Source organism: Mesorhizobium sp. LSJC269B00 (assembly GCF_000502815.1).
In the GTDB taxonomy this organism is placed as follows: domain Bacteria; phylum Pseudomonadota; class Alphaproteobacteria; order Rhizobiales; family Rhizobiaceae; genus Mesorhizobium.
Genome location: NZ_AYVN01000017.1, coordinates 70,094 through 83,445, shown reverse-complemented (window position 1 = coordinate 83,445; position 13,352 = coordinate 70,094). Strand labels below are relative to the sequence as shown.

13 protein-coding genes and 1 pseudogene are annotated in these 13,352 nt (G+C 62.7%); 8 read left to right on the top strand and 6 right to left on the bottom strand.

The genetic code is table 11. The features are described 5' to 3' along the window. Nucleotides 1-244 precede the first annotated feature (244 nt). Nucleotides 245-2,766: pseudogene (alaS, locus tag X771_RS01000000165485) on the top strand (alanine--tRNA ligase). A 115-nt stretch (nt 2,767-2,881) separates the two neighbouring features. On the opposite strand, the gene X771_RS0135100 reads toward alaS, so the two are convergent. The 4 genes from X771_RS0135100 to X771_RS1000000168380 all read right to left on the bottom strand — a co-directional run bounded on the left by X771_RS0135100 (nt 2,882) and on the right by X771_RS1000000168380 (nt 5,549). Next, entirely contained in the window at nt 2,882-3,460 is a 579-nt protein-coding gene (locus X771_RS0135100; RefSeq protein WP_050587497.1) for a demethoxyubiquinone hydroxylase family protein, read from the bottom strand. Nucleotides 3,461-3,478: 18 nt separating this feature from the next. Then, nucleotides 3,479-4,093, bottom strand: a complete 615-nt coding sequence (locus X771_RS138155; protein ID WP_023690203.1) for a glutathione S-transferase family protein — start codon at nt 4,091-4,093, stop codon at nt 3,479-3,481. A gap of 10 nt (nt 4,094-4,103) precedes the next feature. After that, entirely contained in the window at nt 4,104-5,315 is a 1,212-nt protein-coding gene (locus tag X771_RS138160) for an NADP-dependent isocitrate dehydrogenase (RefSeq protein WP_023669114.1), read from the bottom strand. Between the two features lie 81 nt (nt 5,316-5,396). Next, entirely contained in the window at nt 5,397-5,549 is a 153-nt protein-coding gene (locus X771_RS1000000168380; RefSeq protein WP_023756448.1) for a hypothetical protein, read from the bottom strand. Here X771_RS1000000168380 and X771_RS138165 point away from each other — a divergent pair. Together X771_RS138165 and X771_RS138170 are read left to right on the top strand one after the other, a co-directional pair. After that, nucleotides 5,532-6,380, top strand: coding sequence for an RNA methyltransferase (locus tag X771_RS138165; RefSeq protein ID WP_023690202.1), 849 nt, complete (start codon nt 5,532-5,534; stop codon nt 6,378-6,380). The two genes, X771_RS1000000168380 and X771_RS138165, sit on opposite strands and share 18 nt — an antisense overlap. A gap of 81 nt (nt 6,381-6,461) precedes the next feature. Continuing rightward, nucleotides 6,462-7,070: a DUF805 domain-containing protein gene (locus X771_RS138170; RefSeq protein ID WP_023690201.1), complete on the top strand. Its 609-nt coding sequence runs from the start codon at nt 6,462-6,464 to the stop codon at nt 7,068-7,070. Between the two features lie 1,029 nt (nt 7,071-8,099). Here X771_RS138170 and X771_RS01000000165475 read toward each other — a convergent pair. Then, nucleotides 8,100-9,398, bottom strand: a complete 1,299-nt coding sequence (locus X771_RS01000000165475) for an RNB domain-containing ribonuclease (RefSeq protein WP_245262779.1) — start codon at nt 9,396-9,398, stop codon at nt 8,100-8,102. Nucleotides 9,399-9,558: 160 nt separating this feature from the next. On the opposite strand from X771_RS01000000165475, the gene X771_RS138175 reads away from it, so the two are divergent. Continuing rightward, nucleotides 9,559-9,747 (top strand): DUF3008 family protein, encoded by a 189-nt coding sequence (locus X771_RS138175; RefSeq protein ID WP_023684876.1) that lies wholly within the window; start codon nt 9,559-9,561, stop codon nt 9,745-9,747. 83 nt (nt 9,748-9,830) lie between these two features. Here the strand turns inward: X771_RS138175 and X771_RS138180 are convergent, their stop codons facing one another. Further along, complete coding sequence (locus tag X771_RS138180; protein ID WP_023690200.1) at nt 9,831-10,031, bottom strand: hypothetical protein; 201 nt, start codon at nt 10,029-10,031, stop codon at nt 9,831-9,833. A 386-nt stretch (nt 10,032-10,417) separates the two neighbouring features. Here X771_RS138180 and rpsD point away from each other — a divergent pair, with 386 nt between their 5' ends. The 4 genes from rpsD to X771_RS1000000169480 all read left to right on the top strand — a co-directional run bounded on the left by rpsD (nt 10,418) and on the right by X771_RS1000000169480 (nt 13,342). Next, nucleotides 10,418-11,035, top strand: coding sequence for a 30S ribosomal protein S4 (gene rpsD / locus X771_RS138185; protein ID WP_023669107.1), 618 nt, complete (start codon nt 10,418-10,420; stop codon nt 11,033-11,035). A gap of 107 nt (nt 11,036-11,142) precedes the next feature. Continuing rightward, nucleotides 11,143-12,030, top strand: coding sequence for a tRNA 2-thiocytidine(32) synthetase TtcA (ttcA, locus tag X771_RS138190; RefSeq protein ID WP_023690199.1), 888 nt, complete (start codon nt 11,143-11,145; stop codon nt 12,028-12,030). Beyond that, nucleotides 12,020-12,847 carry an inositol monophosphatase family protein gene (locus X771_RS138195; RefSeq protein WP_023690198.1) on the top strand — a complete coding sequence of 276 codons (828 nt, stop codon included), beginning with the start codon at nt 12,020-12,022 and terminating at the stop codon, nt 12,845-12,847. Before ttcA ends, X771_RS138195 begins: the two co-directional genes overlap by 11 nt. A 261-nt stretch (nt 12,848-13,108) precedes the next feature. Continuing rightward, nucleotides 13,109-13,342 carry a hypothetical protein gene (locus tag X771_RS1000000169480; protein ID WP_245259853.1) on the top strand — a complete coding sequence of 78 codons (234 nt, stop codon included), beginning with the start codon at nt 13,109-13,111 and terminating at the stop codon, nt 13,340-13,342. The last annotated feature ends 10 nt before the right edge of the window (nt 13,343-13,352 follow it).

The following is a 13,352-nucleotide window of genomic DNA, read 5'->3' as shown; positions in this document are numbered from 1 at the left end:
CAGTCTATTATCCGATGCTTAAGTAACCGAGTTCTTTAGTATTGCGTTTCAAACCGCTGGCCTTCGCGCTGGCGGTTTTCGTTTTTGGGCAGCGTGAAGCCGGCTTGGCAGTTGCCGGATTGGCCCAATTCCGTGTTTCTGGACAGGGTGGGGCGTGCCCGCTAAAAGGCCAAGTCGATCTTCTAAAAAGCAGAGACCAGTGTCCGCCGGCCGCGCCGGCGGTTTTCGCGAAAAGGCAGCAGTCATGAGTGGCGTGAACGAGATCCGGTCGACATTCCTCGACTATTTCCGCAAGGAGGGTCACGAGGTCGTGGCTTCGAGCCCGCTGGTGCCGCGCAACGACCCGACGCTGATGTTCACCAATGCCGGCATGGTGCAGTTCAAGAACGTCTTCACCGGCCTGGAGAAGCGGTCCTATTCGCGCGCCACGACCGCTCAGAAGAGCGTGCGCGCCGGCGGCAAGCACAACGACCTCGACAATGTCGGCTACACCGCGCGCCACCTGACTTTTTTCGAAATGCTCGGCAATTTCTCCTTCGGCGACTATTTCAAGGAGCGCGCCATCGAACTGGCCTGGAACCTGATTACCAAGGAGTTCGGGCTGAACAAGGACAAGCTGCTGGTCACCGTCTATCACACCGATGACGAGGCGGCCGGCTTCTGGAAGAAGATCGCCGGTTTCTCCGATGACCGCATCATCCGCATCCCGAGTTCCGACAATTTCTGGGCGATGGGCGACACCGGACCGTGCGGGCCGTGCTCGGAAATCTTCATCGACCGTGGCGAGCACATCTGGGGCGGCCCTCCCGGCAGCCCGGAGGAGGACGGCGACCGCTTCCTTGAATTCTGGAACCTGGTGTTCATGCAATATGAGCAGGTCACCAAGGATGAGCGCATCGACCTGCCGCGGCCGTCGATCGACACCGGCATGGGCCTGGAGCGCATGGCCTCCATCCTGCAAGGGGTGGAGAGCGTCTTCGAGACCGACCTGTTCCGCCACCTGATCGATGCGGCGTCGTCAGCGCTCGGGCAGGGCCCCGACAAGGAGACAGTCGCCTCCTTCCGCGTCATTGCCGACCATCTGCGCTCGTCCTCTTTCCTGGTGGCCGATGGCGTGCTGCCGTCGAACGAAGGCCGCGGCTATGTGCTGCGCCGCATCATGCGCCGCGCCATGCGCCATGCGCAGTTGCTCGGCGCCAAGGAGCCGTTGATGTGGAAACTGGTGCCGGCGCTGGTGCGCGAGATGGGCCAGGCCTATCCCGAACTGCTGCGCGGCGAACAGCTGATCACCGAGACGCTGAAGCTCGAGGAGACCAGGTTCCGCAAGACGCTGGTGCGCGGCCTCGGCCTGCTCTCGGAGGCGACGGATACGCTGCACGCCGGCGATATGCTGGATGGCGAGACCGCGTTCAAGCTCTATGACACGTACGGCTTCCCGCTCGATCTGACGCAGGACGCACTGCGCCAGCGCAACATCTCGGTCGACCTTGCCGGATTCACCCATGCGATGGAGCAGCAGAAGGCCGAAGCGCGCAAGCATTGGGCTGGCTCCGGCGACGCGGCCACCGAGACCATCTGGTTTTCTGTACGCGAGAAGGCCGGCNGGCTACGAGACCGAACAGGCGGAAGGCCTCATCCAGGCGCTGGTCAAGGACGGCAAGACCGTCGACAGCGCGATCAAGGGCGACGCGGTGGCGGTGGTCGTCAACCAGACGCCGTTCTATGGCGAGTCCGGCGGCCAGATGGGCGACACCGGTATCATCTCCGGCGAAGGTTTCTCGATCGAGGTTTCCGACACGCAGAAAAAGGCCGACGGCCTGTTCGTGCACCTGGGCAAGGTGACGAACGGCACGGTCAAGCCAGGTGCAGCCGTCGAGCTGAAGGTTGACCATGCGCGCCGCACCCGGCTGCGCGCCAATCATTCGGCAACGCATCTGATCCATGAGGCGCTGCGCGAGGTGCTGGGCACCCATGTCGCGCAGAAAGGTTCGCTGGTCGCGCCCGAGCGCCTGCGCTTCGACATCTCGCACAACAAGCCGATCTCGGCCGAAGATCTCGAAGAGGTCGAGCGCATGGCCAACGAAATCGTCGTCCAGAACAGCCCGGTGACGACGCGGCTGATGTCGGTCGACGACGCCATCGCCGAAGGCGCCATGGCGCTGTTCGGCGAAAAATACGGCGACGAGGTGCGTGTCGTCTCGATGGGCACCGGCGTGCATGGCGCCAAGGCCAATAGACCCTATTCCGTCGAACTTTGTGGCGGCACCCATGTCCGGGCGACCGGCGATATCGGCCTGGTCCGTGTCGTCTCCGACAGCGCAGTCGCCGCCGGCGTGCGCCGCATCGAGGCGCTGACCGGCGAAGCCGCACGAAAATATCTCGACGAGCAGGACAGACGCCTGAAGGCGACGGCCGCTGTGCTGAAGATCTCGCCGGCCGACGTGCCGGCGCGTGTCGAGACGCTGCTCGAGGAGCGCAAGAAGCTCGAGAAGGAGCTGAGCGAAGCGCGCAAGAAACTGGCGCTGGGCGGTGGTGCCGCGGCCGATGCTCCGGCCACCACCGAAACCGTCGCCGGTNGTCGTGGTCGCCGTGACGGACGATCTCGTCGGCCGCTTCAGCGCTGTCGATCTGGTGCGCGTTGCCTCGGCCGCATTGGGCGGGCAGGGCGGCGGCGGACGGCCCGACATGGCGCAAGCCGGCGGCCCGGACGCCTCGAAGGCCAATGATGCGATCGCCGCGGTGAGGGCGGCGCTGGAGGCAGCCTGAAAGCCACCCTATGCCGTATCTGGTTTGTGTGCGGCTTTCCGGCCTTCGCCGCCGTGCTAGCCATTCTGTGGCTGATAGTGGCAAGCCGGCATCAGCTCTTAGACGGTCCGTCTAGCTAGTTCTTTTTCGCCGCCTTCAGGGCGCGCGTCATTCTGCTGGAATCGCCCCAGGTGGACAGCCAGATCAGCACGTCCGTGGCGATCGAAATCAGCGACCGTAAAAAGTTCAGCGCCGGGCCGGACGATTTCAGCTGCTCTTCGGCGTGATGGAGATGGGCGAGCTCTTCCTCGCGGATCGCCAGGATGATGCCGTGCAAGTCGTGGTCGCGATTGGCGAGGAAAAACAGCTGATCGTCCAGATGGCGATGCACCGCCGCTTCAACCGCCGCCGTGCAGGCCCAGATGCCTTGCGGACCAATCAGGGCGGTCACAAAACCCAGCAGCCAGCCACCCCAGCTCCAGAATTGCATCACCCGGCACGGTCGCGCCTTCCGCGCCGGCATGGCGGCACGGAAGGCGGCGCAATGAGTGCGCTCGTGCCCGAGCATCTCCGACAAGGATGGCACGCAATCCGGCCAGAAGCGCCTGGCGACAAGAATCTGCGCCGAATAGATCCTGATCGCACCGAACTCACCGGCGTGGTTGACCCTGACAATTCTTGGCGATGGTGAGCGCGTCCTGGCGAGATGGGTCAGCCATGGCCCGAACCCATATCAGCCCGCCGCCAGGCTCGGACGTTTTGCGATGCCGTCCCACCAGGCCTGGATGTCGGCGAACGCCGCAAGCAGCTTTTGCCCGTCGGCGACCTTGACGAAATAGGCGATGATGGATGCCGCATGCAGGTCGACCAGCGTCAGCTGGTCGCCGAGCAGCCACGGCCCGGGAGGCTTGAGTGCGGTGAGCACCCGCAGCACCGTTTCCGCCTGGCGCAGCCCGTTGGCGACCAGTGCCTCGTCTGGCGCTTCCTTCTCAAGCCGCTCGACGGCGACGTCCCAGACCATCGATCTGTAGGCATAGGCGTCGAGCATGCCGATGATCTGGTTCATCGTTGCGCGGGTGCGGGCGTCTTTTGGCTGCAGTGCCGGGCCGTCGAACGCCTCGTCGACATAGCGGGCGATTGCGCTGGTTTCGAACAGGCGAAACCCGTCATGCTCGACGGCCGGAATGCGGCCGAAAGGGTGATGCTCGAAGTACCAGGCGGGAGTGCCCTCGGCGGCAAAGACATCGACCGGCACAAGGTCGTAGTCGATGCCTTTTTCCGCCAGCACGAGGCGGACGATGCGCACATAGACGCTGTAGTCCGCCCCGTAGACGACCGGCTTGGCCATGGCTGCCGGCTTACGCCATCGCCTTCTGCAAATTCTCGTCGATCTTGTCGAGGAAGCCGGTGGTCGACAGCCATGGTTGGTCGGGACCGATCAAGAGCGACAGGTCCTTGGTCATGAAGCCGCTCTCAACCGTCTGGATGCAGACCTTCTCCAGCGTGTCGGCAAATCGCTTCAACTCGGCATTATCGTCGAGCTTGGCGCGGTGGGCGAGGCCGCGCGTCCAGGCGAAGATCGAGGCGATCGAATTGGTCGAGGTTTCCTCGCCCTTCTGGTGCTGGCGATAGTGGCGCGTCACTGTGCCGTGCGCGGCCTCCGCCTCCACCGTCTTGCCGTCCGGCGTCATCAGCACGGAGGTCATCAGGCCGAGCGAGCCAAAACCTTGCGCCACCGTGTCGGACTGGACGTCGCCGTCATAATTCTTGCAGGCCCAGACATAGCCGCCAGACCATTTCAGGGCGGAGGCCACCATGTCGTCGATCAGCCGGTGCTCGTACCACAGCTTCTTCGCCTTGAACTCGGCCTCGAATTCAGCCTCGTAGACCTCCTGGAAAATGTCCTTGAAGCGGCCGTCATAGGCTTTGAGGATGGTGTTCTTGGTCGAGAGATAAACCGGATAATTGCGCAGCAGGCCGTAATTCAGCGAGGCGCGGGCGAATTCGCGGATGGAGTCGTCGAGATTGTACATCGCCATGGCAACACCGGCGCCGGGTGCGTCGTATACGTCGTGCTCGATCACCTTGCCGTCCTCGCCGACGAACTTGATGGTCAGCTTGCCCTTGCCGGGGAAGCGGAAGTCGGTGGCGCGATACTGGTCGCCGAAAGCATGACGGCCGACGATGATCGGCTTGGTCCATCCCGGCACCAGACGCGGCACGTTCTTCATGATGATGGGTTCGCGGAAAATGGTGCCGCCGAGAATGTTACGGATGGTGCCGTTCGGCGACTTCCACATCTTCTTCAGCTTGAATTCCTCGACGCGCTGCTCGTCGGGCGTGATCGTCGCGCATTTCACGCCGACGCCCCATTTCTTGATGGCATTGGCCGAATCGATGGTCACCTGGTCGTTGGTGGCGTCGCGGTGCTCGACGCCGAGGTCGTAATATTCGAGCTTCAGGTCGAGATAAGGGTGGATCAGCTTGTCCTTGATGAACTGCCAGATGATGCGGGTCATCTCGTCGCCGTCGAGCTCGACGACCGGGTTCGCCACCTTGATCTTCGCCATGAAAAGAATGCCTCGCTTTTGGGGAACAAAACGGCCTCGCCCGCATGGCTTCGGCCGGGTATGCGGAGCGTATATCAAAGCCTATTTGGCCGCGCAAACGACCATCCGTGCAGAATGGGTCGTCTGTGCCGCGACCGGTGTTTGCAAAAGCTTCATTTTGCCGAGCGGATGTGGCAGGGAACGCTGAAATGCCGCAAACAGCAGTTCATTGAGATCATGTCCGCCGTCGATCATCCTGAAAACGCATCCGCCGCCGGGCCGGCGATCATCCTGGTCGAGCCGCAGCTCGGCGAGAATATCGGTATGGTTGCGCGCGCCATGGCTAATTTCGGCCTTGCCGAACTGAGACTGGTCAACCCGCGTGACGGCTGGCCGAGCGAGAAGGCGCGCGCCGCCGCCAGCCGCGCCGACCATGTCATCGATGCCGTAACAGTGTTCGGCGACCTGGCGTCCGCCGTCGCCGACCTCAACTTCGTCTTCGCCACCACGGCGCGGGAGCGCGACGGCTTCAAACCCGTGCGTGGTCCGGTCGAAGCGGGCAGGGCGCTGAGGGCGCGTCAGATGGCCGGCCTGCGCACCGGCATCTTGTTCGGCCGCGAGCGTTTTGGGCTCTACAATGACGAGGTCGGGCTGGCCGACGAGATCGTCACCTTCCCGGTGGATCCCGGCTTTTCGTCGCTCAACATCGCCCAGGCCGTGCTGTTGATGTCCTATGAATGGATGAAGTCGGGCCTGGAAGACGAGACGGCGACCAATTTCTCCAGCCCTGAAATGAAGCCGGCAAGCAAGGAAGAGTTGCACGGGCTGTTTGCCTATCTCGAAGGCGCGCTCGAAGCGCGCGGCTATTTCCGCCCGGCGCCCAAGAAACCCAAGATGGTCGACAATCTGCGCGCCGTCTTGACGCGCGCCGGTTTCGCCGAGCCGGAACTGAAAGTGCTGCGTGGCATCATCTCGTCGCTCGACCGGTTTTCGCCGGCCATGCCGCGCGGTGACGGCTCGCCGGGAGACGATCCAAGGCGTTTGCCGGCCGCTGCGCGAAAACGCCAGGCAGACAAAGAAGATTAGAAATCGCTAAGCTTCGAACGGCTGAAGTAACCGAATTTTATTTGCCTCTCGTCCATTGTTGTCAAAACGGTGGGGTGGCAAATGTTCACGTCCAAAATCGGCCGTATGCGCTTCTTCTTCTATTCGCTCGGCGTAGCCCTGCTCGAGGCCGTTCTTGCTGTGCTGTGCATCGTTGGCACGATCGGCTTTGAGGGGCTGGTCAACTCGGCGCCCGGTCCATCGCGGCAAGGCATGGCAGGCGCGGTTCTGGTCGTTTCCCTCCTGGCCGTGGTCATGCGTGCCAACATCGCCTGGCGACGCAGCCGCGACGCCAACGGCAAAGCCTGGATCCTGTGGTCCTACATCGTGTTCTGCGCCATCTACGCCTTTCTGCAGGCAGGCACGCTGCTGGTCATCGATTTCAAGAACCCGGAAAGCACGTCCAGCGGTTTGAACCTGCTGGCGCTGTCGATCTTTGGCCTTTGGTGCACGATCCTGGTGGCTAAGCCGGTGGCGGGCATCAATATCGACGAACTGACATCGGTTTTCGATTTCGATGGCGATACGCCCATGCCTGCGGGATCCGGTCGGATGGCCAGCAGCACGGCACAGTCTTCCATGCGCAACGCCACACCGGCCACGCGCTCGGTGCCGTCCGCCCAGCCTATGGGCCGCCCGAGGCCCGCCGGCTTCGGCAAGCGCGGGCTCTAGACCGAGGCAAGGTCGTCTTCGCCGGCTTTGCATAGAACTTGCTGACATTCGCCACTTCAAGACCATGATGGTTGCAGATAGAAGAACGGCATTGGCCAATGACCGCCAAGCCTTCTGATCCAGCCTCTTTCATGGTCCGATATCAATGAGCCACCGTCCGATCCTGATGTTCGATTCCGGCGTTGGCGGATTGACCGTGCTGCGCGAAGCGCGCGTGCTGATGCCCGACCGGCGCTTCGTCTACGTCGCCGATGACAAGGCCTTTCCCTACGGCGCGTGGGAAGAGCCGGCGCTGCAGGCCCATATAGTCGAGCTCTTCGCCAAGCTGCTCGACCGTTTTGATCCGGAAATTTCGGTCGTCGCCTGCAATACCGCTTCGACGCTGGTGATCGATGCCTTGCGGGAAAAATTCCCTGGCCATCCCTTTGTCGGCACGGTGCCGGCAATCAAGCCGGCTGCCGAGCGCACCCGGTCCGGGCTGGTCTCGGTGCTGGCGACGCCGGGCACGGTGAAGCGCCAGTACACGCGCGACCTGATCGGCAAATGGGCGCAGAAATGCCATGTCCGGCTGGTCGGCAGCAACAATCTCGCCGGACTGGCCGAGGCCTACATGCGCGAGGNTTCCCTACACGACGCTCTTCCGATCTTCCGTTCCTGGCCAATCGCATGCGCAAGACCGCGCCCTGGCCGGTCGACTGGATCGACCCGGCCGAGGCGATTGCGCGGCGCGCTCTGTCGCTGCTTCCGGCTGTCGACGGGCCATTGCCGCAAAGCGAGCCCGACATCGCCGTCTTTACCTCGGGAAAGGCGGACTTCGCCATCAGCCGGCTGATGCAGGGTTTTGGATTGAGCGCACGCTAATGCATGTCGCCCAAAAGTGCGCAGCGGTTTTGGGACAAGGACATGCATAAAAACAAAAAAACTAAAGCGCGTCGCCGACGCGCTTTAGACAGGTTCGAAGACAATGACGCGCCGATCCGGATCGGCCGAAACAAGCCTTAGCGTCAGGCCATCGCCCTGCCTGAACCCTCAGGCCTTCACATTCGCAACGACAGGCATGTCCGAGAGCTGAACGCGCGCACGCTGATCACCGACGTCGGTGACGACGGCCTTGAATGTTTCACCCACACGCCCCCTCAGCATCACCGCCTCGGCAAGGTCGATGGCCGCGTGGTTGATCTGCGAGGCGCGGGCGCCTGCGCGGCCCATCACCTTCGGCAGTCTGGAAAACGCCTCGTTAACGACTTGCGGCACCGGCTGGCCGTTGACGATGGCCAGCACGCAGCGCACGACATAGCGATCGGCCAGCCGCCTCAGGGGTGCGGTGGCGTGGGCATAGGTCGCGGCCATCGCCTCGTGCCAGGGGACAACGCCTTCCTCATAGGGCTGGTAGGACGCACCGGAGCCGGCGCGGCGGATTTCCAGCATCAGCGCTGCCTGTTGCATGTTGGCAGGATCGAGGGTTCGCTGATAGTCGGGCAGGCTGGTCGAAGGAGGCCAGGACAGGCCTAAGGCCCGTGCCGCGCTGCGCAGTCTTTGCACTTTGGAAGCATCGGGCGGCGCCATCACCCGGAACAAGCCGGTCCGGTGTGCCAGCATGGCGTCGGCAATCGCCATGTTGGCGGCCAGCGAAAGTGCTGCGTTGTCTTGCTCGGATTGCAGCAGCGGTCTGAACGCAAGCTGGAACGTGCCATCGGCAAGCTGTTCCACCTCCTGCTCGGGCGGGTCGACGCGCGAAGCGCCGCGACGGTCTTCGGCCGCCGCCATGCGCCGCGCGATTTCGGCGAAGCCGACTGGGACGTCGGCGGCCTGCACGCTGTCATAGGCGAGCTTGGCGCGGCTTTGAATGATTGCCCGCTCCGCGCCATCCAGCCTTACCGCTCCGTCGTCGACGATCCGGACCGTGAAGATGACAGCCGGACGCGGACCGCTGGGCAGCAAGCTCGCGGCGCCCTCGGCAAGCACCCGGGGATAGAGCCCGGCCTTGCCGTCCGGCAAATACAGGGTTTCGCCTCGCGCCCAGGCTTCGCGATCCACCGCGTCGCCGTCCGCGACGAACCAGGCTACGTCGGCAATCGCATAGTGCAACAGAAGGTCGCTACCGCTCGCTTCGATCGAAAACGCTTGGTCAAGATCGGTGGAAGCCGCGGGATCGAGCGTCACGAAGGGCATCGCCGTGCGGTCGGCATGCTGGTCGGGCACGCGCCTGGCCGCCGTCTGTGCCATGGCCATTACATCAGGGGGAAATCCCTCCGGCACATGGAACTCGGTGCGGATTTTCGCGAGGCCGGTAGCGAGTGCCTGCGAGGGATCGTTCAACGATTTCATGGCGCCGTCCTACACCGGCGTTGCGGGCACGGGAAGGTGGTTTTGCCGGCAGTTGGCCGACCATGGGCAGACATGAGCGCGGAACGGAAGTTGACCGCCAGCGCTGGAACCGTCGCCGGAGCGCAACGTTTCTTCCTCTGTCAGCAAAGGAGGTGCCGATATGCCTGCAACCTCAAAAGCACAGCAAAAGGCCGCTGGCGCAGCCCTGTCGGCCAAGCGCGGCGAGACCAGGAAGAGCGAACTTCAAGGCGCGTCGAAGTCGATGTACAATTCGATGAGCGAAAAACAGCTCGAGGAATTCGCAGAGACCAAGCGCAAAGGCCTGCCGGAGAAGAAATCGGCAGACTGAAACCTTGAACCGAGTCGATAAACAAAGCCCGTGGCCGAAACCACGGGCTTCTTCGGTTCAGGCCAAGCCCGAAACCCCTGACGTCACCAGCAGCGCTTCACCTTGTAGCGGATGACCTTCTTGTGGCCATGCCGCCAGATGACCTTCTTCTTCACCACGACATGGCAGGTCTGACGATGCTTGTGGCCCTGCCAATGCTTGGCCATCGCTGGCTCGGGCACGGCGATCGACATCGTCCCGGCCAGGACGGCCGCACCGACCAACGAGAGGAAAAACTTCTTCATGCGACTTCGGGCTCCTTTGGCTCCAGTCCCTTCCTAAATGCCGTCGGCGCAACAACCTCCCGCCGCATCCGGCACGGCACTCAACGCCAAAGACGTGATATGGTTGCCGGGCCCAGCGCCAGCGACGCGCTTGACTCTGCTCAAATCTCCGTTTAACGAGCGCACCAACACCGGGCCGCAATGCCCGGTTGTTTCTTTTGCATGGCAAGCCCGGGAAAGCAGGTTTATCGTTTCCTGGGTTTTGTCTAGACTGACGTGTCCCGTGGGTTTTCCGCCGCGTTGCGTGGGAAAACCCTGTCAGGCCTCGAAAACGGAGGCCAGAGGAGGGCGCGTTTCCTTCACCCGGACCATGAGGCTCCGGGTGGTTTGTTTTGAAAGGGAATGCGATGAGCAAGCGCGAATCCGCGAAGTACAAGATCGACCGCCGTCTCGGCGAAAACATCTGGGGCCGCCCGAAGTCCCCGGTCAACAAGCGTGAATACGGCCCCGGCCAGCACGGCCAGCGCCGCAAGGGCAAGCTTTCCGATTTCGGCCTGCAGCTGCGCGCCAAGCAGAAGCTGAAGGGTCACTATGGTGATGTCTCCGAAAAGCAGTTCCGCAAAGTCTATGAAGAGGCTGATCGCCGCAAGGGCGACACCTCCGAGAACCTGATCGGCCTGCTCGAGTCGCGTCTCGACGCGGTCGTCTACCGCTCCAAGTTCGTGCCCACCATTTTCGCGGCTCGCCAGTTCGTCAACCACGGCCACGTCAACGTCAACGGCAAGCGCGTCAACATCGGCTCGTACCGTTGCAAGCCGGGCGATGTCGTCGAAGTGCGCGAAAAGTCGAAGCAGCTGGTCATCGTGCTGGAAGCGGTCGGCCTCGCCGAGCGCGACGTGCCGGACTATATCGAAGTCGATCACAACAAGATGGTCGCGACCTTCTCGCGCATCCCCGGCCTGGCCGATGTTCCGTTCGCCGTGCAGATGGAGCCGAACCTGGTCGTCGAATTCTATTCGCGCTAAGCGATCGCTTTTCTGCGATACTGGAAAGGGCCGCCCGTCGAGGCGGCCTTTTCTTTGTCGGCCATGTCCGCTAATCCGGCACTCTCGGCTATGGAAAGCGACAAGCCATGAACATGCTGGCAGACATCGAAACAGTTGAACCGATTGCTGAAGGCGGCTTCCATCCGCTGTTTGCCGACGTGCCGTCTTCCGTCGAGTTCAACAAACTGCGCAAGCGGCTGTTGCGGTTGACCCGTCAGGCGGTCGATGATTTCGCCATGGCGAGGCCCGGCGACCGCTGGCTGGTGGCCTTGTCCGGCGGCAAGGATTCCTACGGGCTGCTGGCCGTGCTGCTCGATCTCAAATGGCGCGGGCTGCTGCCGGTCGAGCTGCTGGCCTGCAATCTCGACCAGGGCCAGCCGAATTTCCCGAAGCACATTTTGCCCGATTACCTCGATGCGCATCGCATTCCCCATCGCATCGAGTATCAGGACACCTATTCGGTGGTCACCGACAAGCTGCCTCAGGGCAGCACCTATTGTTCGCTGTGCTCGCGGCTGCGGCGCGGCCATCTCTATCGCATCGCGCGCGAGGAGGGCTGTTCGGCGCTGGTGCTCGGCCACCACCGCGAGGACATTCTCGAAACCTTCTTCATGAATCTAATCCATGGCGGCCGCCTTGCCGCCATGCCGCCAAAGCTGCTCAATGACGACGGCGACGTCATGGTGCTGCGGCCGCTGAGCTACTGCGCCGAGGTCGATCTGGAAAAATTCGCGGCCGCTATGAAATTCCCGATCATTCCCTGCGATCTCTGCGGCAGCCAGGAAGGCCTGCAGCGCAACGCCATGAAGGCGATGCTGGACGACATGGAAAAGCGCATGCCGGGCCGCAAGGACACGATGCTGCGCGCGCTGTCCAACACCAGGCCGTCGCATCTGCTTGACAGAAAGCTGTTCGACTTTGCCGCCCTCAATGGCAGCCTCAGCACAGGACAAGACGTTTCCGATGATATTTGACGACCAAGCGATCGACTGGCTGGCCGAGCTTCTCGCCGATGCAGCCAGGGCCGAAATCATGCCGCGCTTCCGCCGGCTGGGCGAGGGTGACATCAGGCAGAAAACCTCGGCCGCCGACCTGGTGACCGAGGCCGACATCAACGCTGAGCGGCTGATCACGGCCAGGCTGCGCGAGCGCTATCCCACGGCGATGATCGTCGGCGAGGAAGCCTGTTCCGACAGTCCGGCGCTGCTTCAGGGGCTCGGCGATGCCGACCTCGCCTTCGTCGTCGACCCGGTCGACGGCACCTTCAACTTCGCCTCCGGCGTGCCGCTCTTCGGCGTCATGCTGAGCGTCGTCGTCAAGGGCGAAACCGTCGCCGGTATCATCCATGACCCCGTAGGCCGGGACTGGCTGATCGGCGCCAAGGGCGCCGGCAGCCATATCCGCCATGCGCATGGCGCGCTGGAGACGGTGCATGTCGCCGATGCCGTGCCGATCTCGCAGATGACCGGCTCCGTCTCCTGGCAATATCTGGCGGAACCGCAACGCTCGCTCCTGGCGCGCAACCAGACCAAGACCCTGTCGCAGTTCGGCTATCGCTGCGCGGCACATGAATACCGTCTTCTGGCCAGCGGCCATGCCCATTTCGTCGTCTACAACAAACTGATGCCGTGGGACCATCTGGTCGGTGTGCTGATCCACGCCGAGGCCGGCGGCTACACCGCGCGGATCGACGGCAGCGCCTATCTGCCCTCGCATATCGACGGCGGCATTCTTGTCGCCCCGGACAAGGAAAGCTGGCAGGAGTTGCGCAGGGAACTCTGGGCGCAATAATCGGTCCAACTGCTGGTGAGGCTTTCGTCAAGTATATTGGCTCTGTTATAGTGTCCAATCTCTCGCGAAGTCGGAAGCTGCGAAATGAAACATCGGTCCGCAATTGTTGCAACGGCGCTTGCACTTGCCTTGGCCGCCGCTGGCGCCACTGAGGCAAGATCGCAGGAACGCGCGTGCGGCAGTCGCGATCCCGTCGATACCATAGACGAGATGTTTTCCGCGATCTTTGCCTGTTGGCAGCCGCCGCCTGGAAGTGCTGGCATGACCCTGACGCTGAGTTTCTCAATTCGCAAAAACGGCACGCTGATGGGCAAACCGCGCGCCACTTTCTCCCATATGGGAGATGATGCCTCGCTCAACCGGGTCTTTGTGTCATCCGTGCTCGAAGCTCTCGACAAGGCTCTGCCGATGCCTCTTTCGGACAGCATGGGTGGCGCCATCGCAGGGCGCCCGCTGTTCCCTCGTTTCACGGCAGTGATTGGCGGCGCATCCTGAAACGCGTCGC